Here is a 21749-nt window from a genome sequence, read left to right on the forward strand (position 1 = left end):
GAGCGACATATGAAAGAGTTGGTGCATATTCTCAAGAACACGCGGCAGCATCTGATGACCGGGGTGTCGCACATGATCCCGTTCGTGGTCGCGGGCGGTATTTTGCTGGCGGTTTCGGTCATGCTGTACGGCAAGGGCGCGGTACCGGATGCCGCAACCGATCCCAACCTCAAAAAGCTATTCGATATCGGTGTGGCGGGGTTAACGCTGATGGTGCCTTTCCTGGCCGCCTATATTGGCTACTCCATTGCCGAACGTGCAGCGCTTGCTCCCTGCGCTATTGCCGCGTGGGTCGGTAACAGCTTCGGTGCGGGGTTCTTCGGCGCCATTATTGCCGGGATCCTCGGCGGGATTGTGGTCTGGTATCTGAAAAAACTGCCGGTCCCGAAAGTCCTGCGCTCCGTCATGCCTATCTTCATCATCCCTATCATCGGCACCTTTGTTACCGCGGGCATCATGATGTGGGGTCTGGGCGAACCTGTTGGTGCGTTGACGACGGGCTTAACCCAGTGGCTGCAAGGGATGCAGCAGGGCAGCATCGTCGTGTTGGCCGTCATCATGGGGTTGATGCTGGCCTTCGACATGGGCGGCCCGATTAATAAAGTCGCCTATGCCTTCATGCTGATCTGCGTTGCTCAGGGCGTCTACACCGTGGTGGCGATTGCGGCGGTTGGCATCTGCGTTCCACCGCTGGGACTAGGCCTGGCGACGCTGATTAATCGCAAGAATTTTACCGGTGAAGAGCGTGAAGCGGGTAAGGCTGCATTAGTGATGGGCTGCGTAGGGGTCACCGAAGGAGCCATTCCGTTCGCCGCTGCCGACCCTCTGCGCGTCATTCCCTCCATCATGCTGGGCTCGGCGTGTGGCGCAGTAACGGCTGCCGTGATGGGTGCGCAATGTTATGCCGGATGGGGCGGGCTTATCGTTCTCCCTGTGGTGGAAGGCAAACTGGGCTACATCGCGGCGGTCGCCGTAGGGGCTGTGGTGACGGCCATTAGCGTCAACGTGCTGAAGAGTATTGCCCGTAAGAATGCAAAACAGGTCGAGGAAAAAGAGGACGACCTGGATCTGGATTTCGAAATTAACTGAGTGAGGAAGAGAGCATGGCCCGAATTATCGCAGTAACAGCATGCCCGTCAGGCGTTGCCCATACCTACATGGCGGCCGAAGCGCTGGAAAGCGCCGCTAAAGCCAAAGGCTGGGAAGTGAAGGTTGAAACGCAGGGGTCGATTGGTCTTGAGAACGAGCTGAATGCTGAGGATATCGCCGCAGCGGATATGGTGATCCTGACCAAAGATATCGGCATCAAGTTTGAAGAACGTTTTACCGGGAAAACCATCGTGCGCGTCAACATCAGCGACGCGGTAAAACGCGCCGACGCCATCATGAACAAAATTGATGCCCACCTGGCGCAAACCGCCTGACGCTCTCCCGCCCTTCGGGGCGGGCTCGTTTTCCGTTACAGGAGTTCCCTCATGACGAACCGTACCCAGCGTTTGAAAGACGCACTTTTTGCCAGCCCACGTGAAATCTCGCTTGAGCGTGCTTTGCTCTATACCGCCAGCCATCAGCAGACGGAAGGCGAGCCGGTAATTCTCAGGCGTGCAAAAGCCACGGCGTACATTCTTGACCATGTGAACATCGCGATTCGTGATGAGGAACTGATTGCCGGAAACCGGACCGTTAAACCGCGTGCAGGCATCATGTCTCCTGAGATGGATCCGTACTGGCTGCTTAAGGAGCTGGACCAGTTTGCTACGCGTCCGCAGGACCGCTTTGAAATCAGCGATGAGGATAAGCAGATCTACCGTGACGTGCTGTATCCCTACTGGGAAAAACGGTCGATGAAGGATTTCATCAACAGCCAGATGACGGATGAGGTGAAAGCCGCTGTGGGGACGCAAATTTTCAGCGTCAACCAGACGGACAAAGGGCAGGGGCATATTATTATTGATTATCCGCGCCTGCTCAATAACGGCCTGGGTGCGCTGGTGGAGGAATTGCGCGAACACTGCGCCCGCGATGCGCAGAACACGTTCTATGCCGCCGCGCTGATTCTGCTGGAAGCCTCCCAGCGCCATATACTGCGCTATACATCACTGGCTGAAGAGTTGGCTGAAAGCAGTGACGCAGCGCGGCGTGAAGAATTACGGAAGATTGCAGAAATCTCGCGCCATAACGCGCAGCATAAGCCACAAACGTTCTGGCAGGCGTGTCAGCTCTTCTGGTACATGAACGTCATTTTGCAGTATGAATCCAACGCCAGCTCGCTCTCCATCGGGCGCTTTGACCAGTACATGCTGCCCTTTTATCAGGCCTCGCTCTCGCAGGGCGAAGCGCCCGCTTTCCTGAAAGAGATTCTGGAATCACTGTGGGTGAAGTGCAATGACGTGGTGCTTTTACGCTCGACCAGCAGCGCCCGCTATTTTGCCGGATTCCCGACCGGGTATACCGCACTATTGGGCGGCCTGACGGAGAGCGGGCGTAGCGCGGTGAACGTGCTTTCCTTCCTGTGTCTGGATGCTTACCAGAGCGTTCAGCTTCCTCAACCGAATCTCGGCGTGCGGGTTAACGAACTTATCGACCGGCCTTTCCTGCTGAAAACGGCGGAGACGATTCGCCTGGGCACCGGTATCCCGCAGATTTTCAATGATGAAGTGGTGGTGCCTGCCTTCCTCAATCGGGGTGTGTCGCTGGAAGATGCGCGCGACTACGCGGTGGTTGGCTGTGTAGAACTGTCGATTCCGGGTAAAACCTACGGTCTGCACGATATCGCGATGTTTAACCTATTGAAGGTGATGGAAATCGCGATGCAGGAGAATGAAGGCAACGCAGGGCTGAGTTATGAAGGCTTGCTGGAGCATATTCGCGCCAAAATTAATCACTACATTGCGCTGATGGTCGAGGGGAGCAATATCTGCGATATCGGCCATCGTGACTGGGCTCCGGTGCCGTTGCTCTCTTCTTTTATCAGCGATTGTCTGGATGCGGGAAAAGACATTACCGACGGTGGCGCACGCTATAACTTTTCCGGCGTGCAGGGGATCGGGATAGCGAATTTGAGCGACTCGCTTCATGCCCTGAAAGGGCTGGTGTTTGAACAGCAGCGCTTAAGTTTTGACGAGCTGTTAGCCGTGTTAAACGCTAACTTTGCCACGCCTGAGGGCAAAAAAATCCGCGCCCGGTTGATCAATCGCTTCGAAAAATACGGCAATGATATCGATGATGTCGACAACATCAGCGCTGAACTGCTGCGCCACTACTGTAAAGAGGTCGAAAAATACCGGAACCCGCGCGGCGGGCAGTTCACGCCCGGTTCTTATACCGTATCGGCACACGTACCGCTGGGGGCGGTGGTGGGGGCAACGCCCGATGGGCGCTTTGCGGGTGAGCAACTGGCAGACGGTGGGCTCTCCCCGATGCTGGGGCAAGATATGCAGGGTCCGACGGCGGTACTGAAATCGGTGAGCAAGCTGGATAACTATCTGTTATCTAACGGCACGCTGCTAAACGTTAAATTCACCCCTGCGACGCTGGAAGGCGATGCCGGGCTGCAAAAGCTGGCGGATTTCCTTCGTGCCTTCACGCAGCTTAAATTACAGCATATTCAGTTCAACGTGGTGAATGCGGACACGTTACGTGAAGCGCAACAGCGTCCGCAGGATTTTGCCGGGCTGGTGGTACGCGTTGCCGGGTACAGCGCCTTCTTTGTTGAGTTATCGAAGGAGATCCAGGATGACATTATCCGCCGCACAGCGCATCAGCTGTGACGTGGTTGAAACGCGCGTCGACGTGGCGCGTATTTTCAACATCCAGCGCTACTCATTAAATGACGGACGCGGCATCCGCACGGTAGTTTTTTTTAAAGGCTGCCCTCACCGCTGTCCGTGGTGCGCGAATCCGGAGTCGATTTCGCCGAAAATCGAGACGGTGCGTCGGGAGAGTAAATGTCTGCACTGTGCTCCCTGCCTGCGGGACGCTGAGGAGTGTCCCTCCGGCGCGTTCGAGCACATCGGGCGCGATGTGACCCTGGATGAGCTGGAAAACGAGGTAATGAAAGACGATGTCTTCTTTCGGTCCTCGGGAGGCGGGGTGACGCTTTCTGGCGGGGAAGTGTTGCTGCAGGCGCCTTTTGCGACACAGCTTCTACAGAGGCTGCGTCGTTTCGGCGTGCATACGGCCATCGAAACGGCAGGCGATGCGCCGTTGTCCCGATTAATGCCGCTGGCCCGCCAGTGTGATGAAGTGCTGTTTGATTTGAAGATCATGGACACGGCGCTGGCCCAATCAATTGTGGCAATGAATCTTCCCAGAGTGCTGGATAATTTCCGTCAGCTGGTGGCTGACGGGATAGACGTGATTCCCCGCGTCCCGCTTATTCCTGGCTATACGCTTAACGAAACGAACATGGCGCGCGTGCTGGCTTTCCTGTTACCTTCAGGAATACGGCAGCTGCATTTATTGCCCTTCCATCAGTATGGGGAGCCAAAATACCGTCTGCTGGGACAGGTGTGGGGAATGCGGCAAGCGATCCCGCCGACAGAAGATGAGGTGTCAGCGATGCGTCAACTGGCAGAGCGCGAAGGTTTCAATGTTACCCTGGGAGGCTGAACATGACAGTGATAGCGGGACGTCATCTGGTGGCGGTGACCGCGTGCGTCAGTGGCGTCGCACATACCTATATGGCTGCCGAACGGCTGGAAAAGCTCTGCCAGCAGGAGAAGTGGAGCGTTAACATCGAGACGCAGGGAGCGCTGGGCGTTGAGAGTGAGCTTACGGAAGAGGACATTCAGCGTGCCGATGTCGTATTGCTCATTACTGATATCGAACTGGCGGGCAGTGAACGTTTCGAGCATACGCGCTACGTGAAGTGCGGTATTAACGCCTTTTTACGTGACCCACAAAAGGTGATGGGCGCGGTGCGTAAAATGCTATCCGCTCCGCAGCATACTCAGGTCATTCTGGACTAGCGGCCTTCCCGGTGAGCTGGCTGTGATATTGGCGACGATATTCTGACGGCGAACGCTCCGTGTTCTTGCGAAATAACCGACAGAAATAGTTGCTGTCGACAAATCCGCAGGCATGCGCCACCTCTTTCACTTTTAAATCATACCCTTTCAACAGCTGGCGCGCGTGTTCCAGCCGGGTATGCGTCAGGTATTCATTAAAACCCACTGCGCCCGTTTTCTGGAACAGATGCGACAGGTAGTTTGGGGAGATATAAAACGCCTGCGCGACGGATTCCCGGGTAAGCGGAGTGGCGTAGTGTTCGTCAATATAGACCCGAATCGCTTCAAACAGAGCCTGACTGCGGGAGGCGGTTTGGATCTGGCTCCCCAGCAGGTCCACGCAGTGGCTAAGCAGGCTGGCGATAATCAGCCGCGCGGTTTGCTGCTCGTGCGGTTGCATCTGGATTTCATGGAGCGTCTGTAAGAGTAGCGATCCAATGCGCGGACCGCGGCGGGCGACGTGCTGCTTCGCCAGGTTACGGACGTCTACACCATCCCAGCGTAAAAGGCTAAACCCAAGCTGCTGTTTACCAAACAGGATGCTCAGCGTTGTTGCGGGGGCTTGCCATTGTGGATTATTCCAGCCGCCAGCCGGGACGTATAAAACATCACCCTGCTGTAAAACGCAGCCAGCCTGGTCTTTCATCGAACCTTCGATCACAATCTCCAGACGCGGAAAATCGACCTGCAAGGCAAGTTCGGGGGCGGAGAGCGCTGGGTTTGCAAAATGCACCTGACGCAGCGGCGTTGTGCCGTTGATCAGGTCAGTCAGGATATGGGTGATGTCGTGGTGCATGGTGTGGCTACCAGGGTATTACCGGGTGGCGCTAACGCTTACCCGGCCTACTTATCGTAGGCCCGTGCAAGCGCAGCGCCGCCGGGCGTAAAGCATTAGCCGGTGTTACGCATACCCGCAGCAACGCCTGCAATCGTCACCATCAGCGCCTGTTCAACGCGCGGATCCGGCTCTTTACCTTCTTCTTCCGCCAGACGCGAACGGTGCAGCAGCTCTGCCTGCAGGACGTTCAGCGGGTCGGTGTAGATGTTACGCAGCTGAATAGACTCGGCAATCCACGGCAGGTCCGCCATCAGATGTGAGTCGTTGGCGATGTCCAGCACCACTTTGATGTCGCCTTCCAGCAGTTCGCGCAGCTCTTTACCCAGCGCCCACAGCTCTGGTTTCACCAGACGCTGGTCGTAGTATTCCGCCAGCCACAGGTCGGCTTTCGAGAAGACCATCTCCAGCATGCCCAGACGGGTAGAGAAGAACGGCCAGTCGCGGCACATGGTTTCCAGTTCGTTCTGTTTACCGTCTTCCACCACTTTTTGCAGCGCGGCACCGGCGCCCAGCCAGGCGGGCAGCATCAAACGGTTCTGCGTCCAGGCGAAAATCCACGGGATCGCGCGCAGAGACTCTACGCCACCGGTCGGGCGACGCTTCGCAGGACGTGAGCCCAGCGGCAGTTTACCCAGCTCCTGCTCAGGCGTGGCCGAGCGGAAGTAAGGAACGAAATCTTTGTTTTCACGCACGTAGCCGCGGTACAGATCGCAGGAGATATCGGACAGCTCGTCCATGATATGGCACCAGGATGCTTTCGGCTCCGGCGGCGGCAGCAGGTTTGCTTCCAGGATAGCGCTGGTGTAGAGCGACAGGCTGCTGATGGTCACTTCCGGCAGGCCGTACTTGAAGCGGATCATCTCGCCCTGCTCGGTGACGCGCAGGCCGCCTTTAAGGCTTCCCGGCGGCTGCGACAGCAGCGCTGCGTGTGCCGGTGCGCCGCCACGGCCAATTGAACCACCGCGTCCGTGGAACAGGGTCAGTTCAATACCGGCTTTCTCGCAGGTTTTGATCAGTGCGTCCTGCGCCTGATACTGCGCCCAGGATGCTGCCATCACGCCCGCATCTTTAGCGGAGTCGGAATAGCCAATCATCACCATCTGTTTGCCCTGAATAAAGCCGCGGTACCAGTCGATATTCAGCAGCTGGGTCATGACGTCGTTGGCATTGTTCAGGTCGTCGAGGGTCTCAAACAGCGGGGCAACCGGCAGAGCGTAGTCGATACCCGCCTCTTTCAGCAGAAGGTGAACGCCCAGCACGTCGGACGGGGTCTTCGCCATGGAGATCACATAGGCGGCCACCGATCCTTTCGGCGCATCAACGATCGCTTTACAGGTGTTGAGCACTTCGCGGGTTTCGTTGCTTGGCTCCCAGTTGCGCGGCAGCAGAGGGCGCTTCGAGTTCAGCTCGCGGATCAGGAAGGCCTGTTTGTCGGCTTCGGACCAGCTTTCATAGTCACCGATGCCGAGATAGCGGGTCAGCTCGCCCAGGGCTTCGGTGTGACGGGTACTTTCCTGACGTACGTCGATACGCACCAGCGGCACGCCGAAACACTTCACGCGGCGCAGGGTGTCGAGCAGTTCGCCGTTAGCGATGATGCCCATCCCGCAGGCCTGCAGTGATTTATAGCAGGCGTAGAGCGGCTCCCAGAGCTGTTCGTTCTGGCTGAGCAGACCTTCCGGTTTTGGCAGGCGCTGACCTTTCAGACGCGCTTCCAGCCAGGCCTGAGTGGCCATCAGCTGACCACGCAGTTTCTTCATCAGGAAACGGTACGGCTCGCTGGCGCCTTCTTCTCCGGCCAGCGCGCGCAGTTCCGGCGTCGCTTCAACCATCGACAGCTCGGAGATCAGTACCTGAATGTCTTTCAGGAACAGGTCGGTCGCTTTCCAGCGGCTCAGCAGCAGGACGTGACGGGTGATTTCCGCGGTCACGTTCGGGTTGCCGTCGCGGTCGCCACCCATCCAGGAGGTGAAGCGGACCGGAACGAAGTCGACCGGCAGGCGGTAGCCGAGGTTCTCTTCCAGCTGTTCGTTCAGCTCGCGCAGGTAGTTAGGCACACCTTCCCAGAGGCTGTTTTCCACCACCGCAAAGCCCCATTTGGCTTCGTCGACCGGGCTTGGACGATGCTTACGAATTTCATCGGTGTGCCAGGACTGGGCAATCAGCTGGCGCAGACGGCGCATCAGCTGGTTGCGTTCGTAGTCGGCAATGTCTTTATTATCCAACTGCTTCAGACAGTTGTTCACTTCCACCATTTTGTGGATCAGGGTGCGACGGGTAATTTCGGTTGGGTGTGCGGTCAGCACCAGTTCCAGCGAAAGCGATTCCACCGCTTTTTTAATGGTGGCTTCGTTGAGGTCTGGCTGGTCTTTCAGTTTACGCAGGGTGCGGGCAATGACTTCCGGGTTGCTTGCCGCTTCGCCGTTTGGCGAAATGCTGTGGTATTGCTCAGCGGTGTTAGCCAGGTTCAGGAACTGGCTGAATGCGCGTGCAACGGGCAGCAGCTCATCGTTAGAGAGGTTCTGCAAGGTGGTGAGCAGCTCCTGACGACTGGCCTCGTTACCGGCACGGGAAGATTTAGACAGCTTGCGGATGGTTTCAACGCGGTCGAGGATGTTCTCCCCCAACGCGTCTTTGATGGTATCTCCAAGCACTTTGCCGAGCATACTGACATTACTACGCAACGCGGAATATTGTTCGTTCATAAAAACCCAGTCACCCCATCATTTTTGTTTATGCCCAGGCGAAAATTTTCTGGACATTATTTTGTCATCTCCCTTTATAAAGCCACGTAAAACCCCCGTCGTCAATTGCTGCGAAAACGGTTCAGCAAACGAATAAATGTGGGCAATTTACGAAATTTAATTCGCATTGCGTCAGATAAGAGATGCTTATGGGAATGTGACGGAGATCATGCTGTTTGTTGCCCTCACCCTAACCCTCTCCCACAGGGAGAGGGGACTCTTCGGTGCGGTTTTAATGCCAGCAGAAGTGATGCACAACCTGGGTAATCAGTTCGCGGGTTGGCTTGATGAAGCGGGTTTCCAGATATTCATCCGGCTGGTGCGCCTGGTTGATGGAGCCGGGGCCCAGGACCAGCGTAGGGCAAAGCGTCTGAATAAACGGCGCTTCGGTGCAGTAGTTCACCACGTCAGTTTTCTCACCGAGCAGCTTTTCCACCACTTCAACCAGCTGATGATCCGGCGGGCATTCGTAACCCGGGATCGGCGGATGCAGTTCGGAGACCGTCAGGCGGCCCGGCCAGCGCTCGCTCACCGGAGCCAGCGCTTCATTCAGCAGGCCGTCGAGATCGCTGAGGGTCATGCCCGGCAGCGGGCGGATGTCCATATGCAGTTCGCAGCATGCGCAGATGCGGTTCGATGCATCGCCGCCGTGCAGGCTGCCGAGGTTCAGCGTCGGATACGGCACGGTGAACGCCTCATAGTGATAGCGTTCTTTCAGATCGTCGCGCAGGGTCATGATGCGGCCGATGGCGTCATGCATCAGCTCGATGGCGTTCACGCCGCGCGCCGGGTCGCTGGAGTGGCCGGACTGACCCAGCACGCGCACGGCCGTAGAGATATGGCCTTTGTGCGCGCGGATCGGCTGCAGAGACGTCGGCTCGCCGATGATCGCGCAGTCCGGGCGAATCGACGTGTTTTCAGAGAAGTAGCGCGCGCCCGCCATGCTGGTTTCTTCGTCGGCGGTCGCCAGAATGTAGAGCGGTTTTTTCAGCTTCGTCACGTCCACGTCACGCAGCGCGTCGAGGATAAAGGCGAAGAAGCCTTTCATGTCGGCGGTGCCCAGGCCATAGAGCTTGTTGTCGTGCTCGGTCAGGGTGAACGGATCGCGCGTCCAGCGACCATCGTCAAACGGCACGGTGTCGGTATGACCGGCCAGCAGCAGGCCGCCCGCACCTGTTCCGGTGCTGGCGAGCAGGTTAAATTTGTGGCGTGTTCCGGGAACGGGCTGAACCTCAACGTTAAACCCAAGATCGCTAAACCAACCCGCCAGCAGATTGATTAAAGACTCATTGCTCTGATCCAGCGCTTCTTCCGTTGCGCTGATGGACGGAGTGGCAATCAGGGCGCGGTAGATCTCGATAAATGGCGGTAAGTTCATTTTCATTGTTGACACACCTTAGGTCGTGATAGTATCAATATTCATGCAATAAATGTGAATAAAAATACATTAACGTTGAGCATAAAGGAACCCGATGTTGAATACGCTGATTGTAGGCGCTAGCGGTTATGCGGGCGCAGAGCTTGTAAGCTACGTGAATCGCCATCCACATATGACCATAACCGCTTTGACCGTGTCAGCGCAAAGCAATGATGCAGGAAAGTTAATTTCCGATTTGCATCCGCAGCTTAAGGGTCTTGTTGATCTGCCGCTGCAGCCCATGTCTGACATCAGCGAGTTTACCGACGGCGTCGACGTGGTGTTTTTAGCCACCGCGCACGAGGTCAGCCACGACCTGGCGCCGCAGTTCCTGGCGGCCGGCTGCGTGGTCTTCGACCTTTCCGGCGCGTTCCGCGTGAACGACGGTGCGTTTTACGAAAAATATTACGGTTTCACCCATCAGCATCCGGATCTGCTGGAAAAAGCGGTGTACGGACTGGCGGAGTGGAGCGCAGATAAACTGAAAGAAGCGGACCTGATTGCCGTGCCGGGCTGCTACCCGACGGCGGCACAGCTTTCCCTGAAGCCGCTGATCGACGCGGGCCTGCTGGATCTGAGCCAGTGGCCGGTGATCAACGCCACCAGCGGCGTGAGCGGTGCAGGACGCAAGGCCGCTATTTCCAACAGCTTCTGCGAAGTGAGCCTTCAGCCGTATGGCGTGTTTAATCACCGTCATCACCCTGAAATCACGACGCATCTGGGCGCGGACGTCATTTTCACCCCGCACCTTGGCAGCTTCCCGCGCGGGATCCTCGAAACCATTACCTGCCGCCTGAAGCCCGGCGTGACCAAAGAGCAGGTGAACGAGGCCTTCACCCAGGCGTATGCGGATAAACCGCTGGTGCGCCTGTACGATAAAGGCGTGCCGGCGCTGAAAAACGTGGTCGGCCTGCCGTTCTGCGACATCGGCTTTGCCGTGCAGGGCGAGCATCTCATCGTTGTCGCCGCAGAAGATAACTTACTCAAAGGCGCTGCCGCACAGGCAATGCAGTGTGCAAATATTCGTTTCGGTTTCCCGGAAACGCAGGCTCTTATTTAAGGTGTGATGATGAACCCATTAATTATCAAACTCGGTGGTGTACTGCTGGACAGCGAAGAAGCGCTGGAGCGTCTGTTTACCGCGCTGGTGAACTATCGCGAATCACACCAGCGTCCGCTGGTGATTGTGCACGGCGGCGGCTGCGTGGTGGACGAGCTGATGAAAGGGCTCAACCTGCCGGTGAAAAAGAAGAACGGCCTGCGCGTCACGCCTGCTGACCAGATTGACATCATTACCGGCGCGCTGGCGGGTACGGCGAACAAAACGCTGCTGGCGTGGGCGAAGAAACACCACATCGCATCCGTCGGCCTCTATTTGGGCGATGGCGACAGCGTAAAAGTGACCCAGCTCGACGAAGAGCTCGGCCACGTTGGACTGGCGCAGCCAGGTTCGCCTAAGCTGATTAACACGCTGCTGGAAGGGGGGTTCCTGCCGGTGGTGAGCTCTATCGGCGTGACCGAAGAGGGTGAGCTGATGAACGTCAACGCTGACCAGGCGGCGACGGCACTGGCGGCAACGCTGGGCGCCGATCTGATCCTGCTCTCCGACGTGAGCGGCATTCTGGACGGTAAAGGCCAGCGCATTGCGGAAATGACGGCTGAGAAAGCCGAGCAGCTGATTGCCCAGGGCATTATTACCGACGGCATGATCGTCAAAGTGAACGCCGCGCTGGATGCCGCACGCACGCTGGGCCGCCCGGTGGATATCGCCTCCTGGCGTCACGCGGAACAACTGCCGGCGCTGTTTAACGGCACGCCGATTGGCACGCGTATTTTAGCGTAAGTTTTTATTGAATGACCGTAGGCCGGGTAAGCGAAGCGCCACCCGGCAGAACTAACGAATAAAGGAATCATGTTATGGCACTTTGGGGTGGGCGTTTTACACAGGCAGCGGATCAGCGGTTCAAACAGTTCAACGACTCTTTGCGCTTCGACTACCGCCTGGCCGAACAGGATATTGTCGGCTCTGTGGCCTGGTCCAAAGCGCTGGTGACGGTGGGCGTACTGACCGCCGACGAACAATTACGGCTGGAAGAAGCGCTGAACAATCTGCTGGAAGAGGTGCGTCTTAACCCGCAGCAGATCCTCGAAAGCGATGCTGAAGATATTCACAGCTGGGTGGAAGGCAAGCTTATCGACAAAGTCGGTCAGCTGGGTAAAAAGCTGCATACCGGCCGCAGCCGTAACGACCAGGTCGCCACCGACCTGAAGCTGTGGTGTAAAGATACCGTTGGCGAACTGCTGGCGGCTAACCGTCAGCTGCAGAGCGCGCTGGTGGAAACCGCGCAGAACAACCAGGACGCGGTGATGCCGGGTTATACCCACCTGCAGCGCGCGCAGCCGGTGACCTTCGCGCACTGGTGTCTGGCCTACGTCGAGATGCTGGCGCGTGACGAAAGCCGTCTGCAGGATACCCTGAAACGTCTGGACGTCAGCCCGCTGGGCAGCGGCGCGCTGGCCGGTACGGCGTATGAAATCGACCGCGAACAGCTGGCAGGCTGGCTGGGCTTTGCCTCCGCCACCCGTAACAGCCTGGACAGCGTCTCTGACCGCGACCACGTGCTGGAGCTGCTCTCCAATGCGTCTATCGGAATGGTGCATCTATCGCGCTTTGCCGAAGACCTGATTTTCTTTAACTCTGGCGAAGCGGGCTTCGTCGAACTGTCTGACCGCGTGACCTCAGGCTCATCCCTGATGCCGCAGAAGAAAAACCCGGACGCGCTGGAGCTGATCCGCGGTAAATGTGGCCGCGTGCAGGGCGCGCTGACCGGTATGATGATGACCCTGAAAGGGCTGCCGCTGGCGTATAACAAAGACATGCAGGAAGACAAAGAAGGGCTGTTCGACGCGCTCGACACCTGGCTGGACTGTCTGCATATGGGCGCCCTGGTGCTGGACGGCATTCAGGTGAAACGTCCGCGCTGCCAGGAAGCGGCGCAGCAGGGCTATGCGAACTCTACCGAGCTGGCGGATTACCTGGTGGCGAAAGGCGTACCGTTCCGTGAAGCGCACCATATTGTGGGTGAAGCGGTGGTGGAAGCCATTCGTCAGGGTAAACCGCTGGAAGATCTGGCGCTGGCCGACCTGCAGAAGTTCAGCGCGGTTATCGGGGATGATGTGTATCCGATCCTTGCGCTGCAGTCCTGTCTGGATAAACGTGCCGCGAAAGGCGGCGTGTCGCCGAAGCAGGTGGCGCAGGCGATAGCGGATGCGAAAAACCGGCTGGTTTGAACCGTGCGGGCTGGTGCCCTCACCCCGGCCCTCTCCTACACGGAGAGGGAGCAAACACGAAAATGGCAACTTCGGTTGCCATTTTGCTTTTATCCCCGGGCTTTTTTACGCAAAAAAAAAGCGGACCACGGGGTCCGCAAAAGTTCACGTTGGCTTTAGTTGTTCGAGTTTTGAGAGAAACTCGCTGACGGTGCGGGGACGTCAAGGGTCAAACACGTGCCGCCTCGTCTATGTGGTGTATTATTCAACAGAATGCTTGATAGGGATAATCGTTCGTTGCTATGCTATCTATCGCCATGAACTATCGTGGCGACGGAGGATGAATAATGAATATTCGTGATCTTGAATACCTGGTAGCGTTAGCCGAGCATCGTCACTTTCGCCGCGCGGCAGACTCCTGCCACGTCAGCCAGCCCACGCTGAGCGGTCAGATCCGCAAGCTGGAAGACGAGCTGGGCGTGATGCTGCTGGAGCGCACCAGTCGTAAGGTTCTGTTCACACAGGCAGGTCTGCTGCTGGTGGATCAGGCGCGCACCGTGCTGCGCGAGGTCAAAGTGCTCAAGGAAATGGCAAGCCAGCAGGGGGAGGCAATGTCCGGCCCGCTGCATATTGGCCTGATCCCAACCGTTGGCCCGTACCTGTTGCCGCACATCATTCCGATGCTGCACCAGACGTTCCCGAAACTCGAAATGTACCTGCATGAAGCGCAAACCCATCAGCTGCTGGCGCAGTTAGACAGCGGCAAGCTCGACTGCGCGATTCTGGCGCTGGTGAAAGAGAGTGAAGCCTTTATTGAAGTGCCGCTGTTCGATGAGCCGATGATGCTGGCGATCTATGAAGATCACCCGTGGGCGAACCGCGATCGCGTACCGATGGCCGATCTGGCCGGTGAAAAGCTGCTGATGCTGGAAGATGGCCACTGCCTGCGCGATCAGGCGATGGGCTTCTGCTTTGAAGCGGGTGCGGATGAAGATACCCATTTCCGCGCAACCAGCCTGGAAACGCTGCGTAATATGGTCGCGGCGGGAAGCGGTATTACGCTGCTGCCTGCACTGGCCGTGCCGCGCGAGCGTAAGCGTGATGGCGTGGTTTATCTGCCGTGCATTAAGCCGGAGCCGCGTCGCACTATCGGCCTGGTGTATCGTCCGGGCTCACCGCTGCGCAGCCGCTATGAGCAGCTGGCAGAGGCCATCCGTGGTTCGATGGATGGCCATTTCGACAGCGCGTTAAAACAGGCGGTTTAAGCCGTTCAGCGCAGCTACCCGATAGGCTTCCGCCATGGTCGGGTAGTTAAAGGTGGTGTTAACGAAGTACTCGATGGTGTTACCACCGCCTTTCTGCTCCATTATCGCCTGGCCGATATGAATGATTTCCGCCGCGCGTTCACCAAAGCAGTGAATGCCGAGGATCTCTTTGGTCTCGCGATGGAACAGGATCTTCAGCGTTCCCACGCTCATCCCCACGATTTGCGCCCGCGCCAGATGTTTAAACTGCGCGCGACCCACCTCGTAAGGCACCTTCATTGACGTCAGCTGCTGCTCGGTTTTGCCGACTGAACTGATTTCCGGGATGGTATAGATGCCCGTCGGAATATCTTCGATCAGGTGCGCCGTCGCTTCGCCTTTTACCAGCGCCTGTGCGGCGATGCGTCCCTGGTCGTAAGCGGCTGAGGCAAGGCTTGGGTAGCCAATCACGTCGCCGACCGCGTAAACGTGCGGCAGGGCGGTCTGATACATGCTGTTGACCTTCAGCTGACCGCGGCTGTCGGTTTCAAGACCTATGTTCTGCAATTGCAGTGAATCGGTGTTGCCGGTACGACCGTTGGCGTACAGCAGGCAGTCTGCTTTCAGCTTCTTACCGGACTTCAGGTGCATGATCACCCCGTCGTCACAGCCCTCAATCTTCTCGTACTCTTCGTTGTGGCGAATCACCACGCCGCTGTTCCAGAAGTGATAGGAGAGGGAGTCCGACATCTCCTGATCGAGGAACGCCAGCAGGCGGTCACGGGTGTTGATCAGGTCAACTTTGACGTCCATTCCGCGGAAGATCGATGCATATTCGCAACCAATCACCCCTGCGCCATAGATAATGACGTGGCGGGGTTCATGGTGCAGGCTCAGAATCGAGTCGCTGTCGTAGACGCGCGGGTGCGAGAAGTCCACGTCGGCCGGATGGTAAGGGCGTGAGCCGCAGGCGATAACAAATTTTTCAGCCGTGATGGTTTCAACCGAACCGTCGTGGCATTCGAGTGCCAGGGTGTGTTCGTCCACAAAATGCGCGTTGCCCTGCAAAATTTCACAGTGGTTACGCTCATAAAATCCCTGACGCATGCGTGTCTGCTGGTTAATAACGGTATCCGCGTGATTCAGGATGTCAGCAAAGGATGAACGAAGAAGTCGGGAGTGGTCGCTGTAAAGAGGGTTCTGGTTAAATTCGATAATGCGGCTAACGGCGTGGCGGAGGGCTTTCGAAGGGATGGTGCCCCAGTGGGTGCAACCGCCGCCGACATTATGGTAGCGCTCGATGACCGCTACTCTGGCTCCCTGTTTCACCAGACCCATAGCAGCACCTTCGCCGCCGGGGCCGGAACCAATAACTATTGCGTCGTAATCGTAGGAATGTGGCATGGTAAGGCTTACCTGTTCTTATACATAAAAGCAACAGAATCATAACATCATTGGCAGAGTAACCCAATTATCGTTGTGCTTTTTTCGGGCAGTGGGGCACAAACCGCACGTAAACAATCATTCACAAAGCCAGGCAAACAGATTAATTTTATTCTCTGGTATAGTGCTATCAGGCCTTTGGAAGGATTCAACTATCGTGATGGGCGTAAGAGCACAACAAAAAGAGAAAACCCGGCGTTCGCTGGTGGAAGCCGCATTCAGTCAACTGAGTGCTGAGCGGAGTTTTGCCAGTTTGAGCCTGCGCGAAGTCGCACGCGAGGCCGGGATTGCGCCAACGTCCTTCTATCGTCATTTCCGTGATGTGGATGAACTGGGCCTGACCATGGTCGACGAGAGCGGTCTGATGCTGCGCCAGCTGATGCGCCAGGCGCGTCAGCGTATCGCCAAAGGGGGCAGCGTGATCCGCACCTCCGTATCGACCTTTATGGAATTTATCGGCAATAACCCCAACGCGTTTCGTCTGCTTCTGCGCGAGCGTTCGGGCACATCGGCGGCGTTTCGTGCCGCCGTCGCGCGTGAAATTCAACACTTCATCGCGGAACTTGCCGACTATCTTGAACTCGAAAACCATATGCCGCGTGCGTTTACTGAAGCACAGGCTGAGGCGATGGTGACGATTGTTTTCAGCGCGGGTGCCGAAGCGCTGGATGTCAGCATTGAACAACGCAAGCAGCTCGAAGAGCGACTGGTATTGCAGCTCAGGATGATCTCCAAAGGCGCGTACTACTGGTATCGCCGCGAACAAGAGAAACTGGCACATCAAACCGAAGAGTGAAGGTGAGTAATGAAACAGTCAGGTCAGGATAAAGGGACGCTGTTGCTGGCATTGATCGCTGGCTTATCCATTAATGGTACGTTTGCCGCTATTTTTAGCTCAATCGTGCCGTTTTCGATTTTCCCGCTTATTGCGCTGGTGCTGACGGTTTACTGCCTGCATCAACGTTACCTGAACCGCACCATGCCGGTGGGGTTACCGGGGCTGGCCGCTGCCTGCTTTATTCTGGGCGTATTGCTGTATAGCACCGTGGTTCGCGCGGAATATCCGGATATCGGCTCTAACTTCTTCCCTGCCGTACTGTCTGTGGCGCTGGTGTTCTGGATTGGCTCGCGCATGCGTAGCCGTAAAAGCCAGTTACCAGAGTAAAGGGTTTCGTCATTGTAGGCCGGATAAGCGAAGCGCCATCCGGCTTTTTTGGCAGGTGGCGCTTCGCTTACCTGCCCTACAACCCCCACATTACTTCGCCGTGAGCAGTACGCCGCACTCCATATGGTGCGTATACGGGAACTGATCGAACAGCGCCAGACGTTCAACCTTGTGCGTCTGGCCTAATGTTTCGAGGTTCTTGCACAGCGTCTCCGGGTTACAGGAGATGTACAAAATACGCGGGTACGCCTGCACCATCTTCTCGGTTTCGCTGTCCAGGCCACTGCGCGGCGGGTCGACAAAAATCGTCTCACACTGGTAGCTCTTCAGATCGATCCCTTCCAGGCGGTTAAACTGGCGTACGCCGTTCATGGCCTGCGTGAACTCTTCTGCGGCCATACGAACGATCTGCACGTTGTCGATATGGTTAGCGGCGATATTGTACTGCGCGGCAGCCACCGACGGCTTGGCGATTTCCGTTGCCAGAACGCGATCGAAGTTACGCGCGAGCGCCAGGGAGAAGTTGCCGTTACCGCAGTAGAGCTCAAGCAGATCGCCCGTTGACCCTTCCGTCGCCTTCAGCGCCCACTCCAGCATCTGCACGTTCATCGCGGCATTCGGCTGGGTGAAGCTGTTCTCGACCTGACGATACACCATCTCTTTACCTGCCACCGGCAGGCGCTCGTCGATGTAGTCCTGATCCAGCATGATTTTGGTTTTTGTCGCGCGGCCAATCAGGTGAACGTTGATGTTCTGCGCGCGCAGCGCGTCGCGCAGCGATTCTGCCTGCTCGCGCCACTCGTCGTTAAGCGCTTTGTGATACAGCAGAGAGACAATCGCCTGATTGCTTTGCGTGGTCAGGTAGTCAATCTGGAACAGCTTGTTACGCAGTACCGGATTGTTGCGCACGCCGTCCATTATCAGCGTCATCAACTGGTTAATGAGCTCGCTCGCCGCCGGAAAGCTGTCCACGCGAATACGGGATTTCGTCTGCTGATCGAAAATGATGTGGTACAGGTCGTCGCCGTCGTGCCAGATGCGGAACTCGGCGCGCATGCGGTAGTGGCTGACGGGAGAGCGGAACACCTCGGGAACGGGCGCGTTGAAAGGCGTCATCATACTTTGCAGGCGGACGACTTTCTCTGCCAGCTGCGCGTCGTACTGTTCTGTCGGGAGGTGTTCTGGGGTCATGATGCGTCCTGAATGATAAAGAATTACGCGGGGATTGTAGGCATTGTTCAGGGGATGTCCAGATTTAATGGGCAATAGCTGTCTGGACATCCATACGTGTCTAATTGTAGCATTCTGTTTCCGGTCTCCTGAGAGTGAAAAGGGAATCCAGTGTAAATCTGGAGCTGACGCGCAGCGGTAAAGTCTGGCGGGATGAGCGTTGTAGACACTGTGAAAATGGGAAGTCTTCATCCTTATATAGCCACCTAGCCCGAAGACCTGCCGGGATCACGTCGCATTTGGTTTCATCATCGCGTGCTATCGATGAGGCCTGCGGCATCCTTCTTATATTGTGGATGCTTTAACAATGATTAAAAAAGTATCGCTGTTGACGGCGTTGTCCGTCACGGCATTTTCGGGCTGGGCGCAGGATAGCGCCGACTCGTTGGTGGTGACGGCAAATCGTTTTGAACAACCTGAAAAAACTATTCTGGCTGCAACCTCCGTTGTTACGCGTGCCGATATTGACCGTTGGCAATCAACCTCAGTCCTGGATGTTATGCGTCGCCTGCCCGGCGTGGATACGGCGCAAAGTGGTGGGATGGGGCAACTCTCTTCTCTCTTTATACGTGGCACCAACTCCAGCCACGTCCTGATCCTTGTTGATGGGATCCGCCTTAACCAGGCGGGTGTTACTGGGTCGTCCGATCTCAGCCAGTTCCCGATCTCCCTGGTGCAGCGTATCGAATATGTTCGTGGACCGCGTTCGGCGGTATACGGCTCGGACGCGATCGGCGGAGTCGTAAACATTATTACCACTCGCGCGAAGGACGGTACCACGCTGAATGCAGGTGTAGGGTCGCATGGTTACCAGAATTATGGCGGCAGTACTCAGCAAACATTGGGCGACAGCACGCGCGTCACGCTTGCGGGTGATTACACCTATACCAAAGGGTTTGATGTGGTTGCGGACGGCAACAATGGTGGCCTTGCCCAGACCGATCGCGACGGCTTTATGAATAAAACGCTCTATGGGGCACTGGATCACGCATTCTCTGAGCAGTGGAGCGGATTTGTTCGCGGCTTTGGCTACAGCAACCGTACTGCCTACGACGGTTACTACAGCTCATTTACCCCTGACGTACTGGTCGATACCCGCCAGCTCTATAGTCAGACCTGGGATGCAGGATTGCGCTTCAACGATGACATCTTCCATTCACAGTTGCTCACCAGCTATAGCCACAGCAAAGACTATAACTACGACCCAAATTTAGGCCGCTACGATTCAACAGCCACGCTGGATGAAATCAAACAGTACAACGTCCAGTGGCTGAACTCCGTTGATGTTGGTCATGGGAACATTGGCGCGGGCGTTGACTGGCAGAAGCAGAGCACCGAGCCGGGTACAAACTACGTGACCAACGGCTACGACCTGCGTAACACCGGCGTTTACCTGACCGGGTTGCAGCAGTTTGGTGACTTCACTCTGGAAGGAGCGGTTCGCAGCGATGACAACTCTCAGTTCGGTCGCCATGGCACCTGGCAAAGTAGTGCGGCCTGGGAGTTCGTGGAGGGTTACCGCTTCGTTGCTTCTTATGGTACGGCCTATAAAGCACCGAATCTGGGTCAACTCTATGGTTTCTATGGCAATGACCATCTTGATCCAGAAGAGAGCAAGCAGTGGGAAGGTGCGTTTGAAGGCCTGACGGCAGGCGTGAGCTGGCGCGTCTCTGGCTACCGTAATGACGTTGATAATCTCATCGACTTCAATAATAACCTTCAGCAATATTACAACGTCGGTAAAGCGCGCATTAAAGGTGTGGAAGCGACAGCATCGTTTGATACGGGCCCGCTGACGCATACTGTAGGCTACGACTATGTGGATGCCCGCAATGCCGCAACCAACGAACTTCTGGACCGTCGTGCTAAACAGCAGGTGAAATATCAGCTCGACACGCAGATCTATGATTTCGACTGGAGCCTGACTTATCACTATCTCGGTACGCGTTACGACACTGATTTTGGTACTTATCCGTCTGAGAAAGTAAAAATGGGCGGTGTAAGCCTGTGGGATCTCGCAGTTTCGTATCCTGTCACCTCACATCTCACAGTTCGTGGTAAAATAGCCAACCTGTTCGATAAAGATTACGAGACAGTTTATGGCTACCAAACTGCAGGACGGGAATACACCTTGTCTGGCAGCTACACCTTCTAATCCGCGTCCCACCGTGCTGGTGTTTGATTCCGGCGTCGGTGGGCTTTCGGTCTATGATGAGATTCGGCATCTCCTGCCGGATCTCCATTACATCTACGCCTTCGATAACGTCGCTTTCCCGTATGGAGAAAAGAGCGAAGATTTTATTGTTGAGCGTGTGGTTGAAATCGTCACTGCGGTACAAAAGCGCTATCCCCTTGCGCTGGCCGTCATCGCCTGTAATACGGCGAGCACCGTTTCTCTTCCCGCCCTGCGTCAAAAATTCCCGTTCCCGGTTGTGGGCGTCGTTCCTGCGATAAAGCCTGCCGCGCGCCTGACGGCGAACGGCATTGTGGGGTTGCTGGCAACGCGAGGTACGGTAAAGCGTCCTTATACCCGCGAGCTGATCGACCGTTTTGCCAACGAATGCCAGATTGCGATGCTGGGTTCGGCTGAGCTGGTGGAGATGGCTGAAGCGAAGCTGCATGGAAAGGCGGTATCACTCGACGAGCTGCGTCGTATTCTTCGTCCGTGGCTGCGGATGCCCGAACCCCCGGATACCGTTGTGCTGGGCTGCACCCACTTCCCGCTATTACAGGAAGAGCTATTAGAGGTGTTGCCGGAGGGGACGCGCCTGGTGGATTCCGGCGCGGCTATTGCCCGTCGTACGGCCTGGCTGCTGGAGCATGAAGCGCCGGATGCGAAATCTACCGATGCGAATATCGCGTTTTGTATGGCCATCACGAAAGAGACTGAGCAACTTTTACCCGTTTTACGCCGTTATGGCTTTGAAACGCTCGAAAAACTGGCGCTGTAGCACGGTTTTGAGCAAAAAAGAGACGGTTGAAAGTTTTTTTTAAAAGAGGGGTTGTCAACGTCTGAGAACTCCCTATAATGCGCCTCCACTGACACGGAACAACGGCTTACAGGCCGCCGGGTTAGCGGGGTTCAGAGATGAACGCCGACAGAGAAAAGCAAAAATAATCGCTTGACTCTGAATGAGGAAAACGTAATATACGGGACCTCGCAACGGTGAGCGAAAGCCGCGTTGCACTGCTCTTTAACAATTTATCAGACAATCTGTGTGGGCACTCAAAGTGACATGGATTCTTAACGTCCTCGGACGAAAAATGAATACCAAGTCTCTGAGTGAACATACGTAATTCATTACGAAGTTTAATTCACGAGCATCAAACTTAAATTGAAGAGTTTGATCATGGCTCAGATTGAACGCTGGCGGCAGGCCTAACACATG

General features: G+C 56.3%; 18 protein-coding genes and 1 riboswitch. Of the genes, 13 read left to right on the top strand and 5 right to left on the bottom strand.

Annotated elements, in window-relative coordinates; all coding sequences use genetic code 11:
* The first annotated feature begins 9 nt into the window (after positions 1 to 9).
* Genes P346_RS00940 through P346_RS00920 form a run of 5 tightly spaced genes read left to right on the top strand, consistent with a single transcriptional unit; the run spans position 10 to position 4970 of the window.
* Complete coding sequence (locus tag P346_RS00940) at positions 10 to 1089, top strand: PTS fructose transporter subunit EIIC (RefSeq protein ID WP_032662753.1); 1080 nt, start codon at positions 10 to 12, stop codon at positions 1087 to 1089.
* A gap of 14 nt (positions 1090 to 1103) precedes the next feature.
* Positions 1104 to 1424, top strand: a complete 321-nt coding sequence (locus P346_RS00935; RefSeq protein ID WP_024909180.1) for a PTS fructose-like transporter subunit IIB — start codon at positions 1104 to 1106, stop codon at positions 1422 to 1424.
* A 51-nt stretch (positions 1425 to 1475) separates the two neighbouring features.
* Complete coding sequence (locus P346_RS00930; RefSeq protein WP_032662755.1) at positions 1476 to 3770, top strand: formate C-acetyltransferase; 2295 nt, start codon at positions 1476 to 1478, stop codon at positions 3768 to 3770.
* Positions 3736 to 4611 carry a [formate-C-acetyltransferase]-activating enzyme gene (locus P346_RS00925; protein WP_032662757.1) on the top strand — a complete coding sequence of 292 codons (876 nt, stop codon included), beginning with the start codon at positions 3736 to 3738 and terminating at the stop codon, positions 4609 to 4611. Before P346_RS00930 ends, P346_RS00925 begins: the two co-directional genes overlap by 35 nt.
* Positions 4612 to 4613: 2 nt before the next feature.
* Positions 4614 to 4970 carry a PTS fructose-like transporter subunit IIB gene (locus tag P346_RS00920; RefSeq protein WP_032662759.1) on the top strand — a complete coding sequence of 119 codons (357 nt, stop codon included), beginning with the start codon at positions 4614 to 4616 and terminating at the stop codon, positions 4968 to 4970.
* Here P346_RS00920 and P346_RS00915 read toward each other — a convergent pair.
* The 3 genes from P346_RS00915 to argE all read right to left on the bottom strand — a co-directional run bounded on the left by P346_RS00915 (position 4957) and on the right by argE (position 9975).
* Positions 4957 to 5805, bottom strand: a complete 849-nt coding sequence (locus P346_RS00915) for a helix-turn-helix transcriptional regulator (RefSeq protein ID WP_032662761.1) — start codon at positions 5803 to 5805, stop codon at positions 4957 to 4959. The two genes, P346_RS00920 and P346_RS00915, sit on opposite strands and share 14 nt — an antisense overlap.
* Positions 5806 to 5900: 95 nt before the next feature.
* The gene (ppc, locus tag P346_RS00910) at positions 5901 to 8552 is read right to left on the bottom strand and encodes a phosphoenolpyruvate carboxylase (protein WP_023309665.1); all 2652 of its coding nucleotides are present in this window, start codon (positions 8550 to 8552) and stop codon (positions 5901 to 5903) included.
* 271 nt (positions 8553 to 8823) lie between these two features.
* A complete protein-coding gene (gene argE, locus P346_RS00905; protein ID WP_008501790.1) occupies positions 8824 to 9975 on the bottom strand; it encodes an acetylornithine deacetylase in 1152 nt (383 codons plus the stop codon).
* A gap of 88 nt (positions 9976 to 10063) precedes the next feature.
* Between argE and argC the strand changes: the two genes are divergently transcribed.
* The 4 genes from argC (at position 10064) to oxyR (ending at position 14543) form a co-directional block, all read left to right on the top strand.
* Positions 10064 to 11068 (top strand): N-acetyl-gamma-glutamyl-phosphate reductase, encoded by a 1005-nt coding sequence (argC, locus tag P346_RS00900; protein WP_032662767.1) that lies wholly within the window; start codon positions 10064 to 10066, stop codon positions 11066 to 11068.
* Positions 11069 to 11074: 6 nt separating this feature from the next.
* Entirely contained in the window at positions 11075 to 11851 is a 777-nt protein-coding gene (argB, locus tag P346_RS00895; protein WP_090420882.1) for an acetylglutamate kinase, read from the top strand.
* A gap of 74 nt (positions 11852 to 11925) precedes the next feature.
* Positions 11926 to 13299, top strand: coding sequence for an argininosuccinate lyase (gene argH, locus P346_RS00890; protein ID WP_023309680.1), 1374 nt, complete (start codon positions 11926 to 11928; stop codon positions 13297 to 13299).
* Positions 13300 to 13625: 326 nt separating this feature from the next.
* On the top strand, positions 13626 to 14543 hold the full coding sequence (oxyR, locus tag P346_RS00885) for a DNA-binding transcriptional regulator OxyR (protein WP_023309664.1): 918 nt from the start codon (positions 13626 to 13628) through the stop codon (positions 14541 to 14543).
* On the opposite strand, the gene sthA is transcribed toward oxyR, so the two are convergent.
* A complete protein-coding gene (sthA, locus tag P346_RS00880) occupies positions 14526 to 15926 on the bottom strand; it encodes a Si-specific NAD(P)(+) transhydrogenase (protein WP_023333838.1) in 1401 nt (466 codons plus the stop codon). The genes oxyR and sthA overlap by 18 nt on opposite strands.
* Positions 15927 to 16122: 196 nt before the next feature.
* Here sthA and fabR point away from each other — a divergent pair, with 196 nt between their 5' ends.
* Together fabR and P346_RS00870 are read left to right on the top strand one after the other, a co-directional pair.
* Complete coding sequence (gene fabR / locus P346_RS00875; protein ID WP_008501784.1) at positions 16123 to 16761, top strand: HTH-type transcriptional repressor FabR; 639 nt, start codon at positions 16123 to 16125, stop codon at positions 16759 to 16761.
* 9 nt (positions 16762 to 16770) lie between these two features.
* A complete protein-coding gene (locus P346_RS00870; RefSeq protein ID WP_008501783.1) occupies positions 16771 to 17130 on the top strand; it encodes a YijD family membrane protein in 360 nt (119 codons plus the stop codon).
* 90 nt (positions 17131 to 17220) lie between these two features.
* Here P346_RS00870 and trmA read toward each other — a convergent pair whose 3' ends face one another.
* Positions 17221 to 18321 carry a tRNA (uridine(54)-C5)-methyltransferase TrmA gene (trmA, locus tag P346_RS00865; RefSeq protein ID WP_032662770.1) on the bottom strand — a complete coding sequence of 367 codons (1101 nt, stop codon included), beginning with the start codon at positions 18319 to 18321 and terminating at the stop codon, positions 17221 to 17223.
* Between the two features lie 104 nt (positions 18322 to 18425).
* A riboswitch (cobalamin riboswitch) is annotated at positions 18426 to 18601 on the top strand.
* A gap of 66 nt (positions 18602 to 18667) precedes the next feature.
* On the opposite strand from trmA, the gene btuB reads away from it, so the two are divergent.
* A complete protein-coding gene (btuB, locus tag P346_RS00860; RefSeq protein WP_032662772.1) occupies positions 18668 to 20515 on the top strand; it encodes a TonB-dependent vitamin B12 receptor BtuB in 1848 nt (615 codons plus the stop codon).
* Entirely contained in the window at positions 20460 to 21311 is an 852-nt protein-coding gene (murI, locus tag P346_RS00855; protein ID WP_032662775.1) for a glutamate racemase, read from the top strand. The genes btuB and murI overlap by 56 nt, the downstream gene beginning before the upstream one ends.
* Positions 21312 to 21749: the final 438 nt, after the last annotated feature.

Source organism: Enterobacter sp. DC1 (assembly GCF_000568075.1).
Classification (GTDB): Bacteria; Pseudomonadota; Gammaproteobacteria; order Enterobacterales; family Enterobacteriaceae; genus Enterobacter; species Enterobacter asburiae.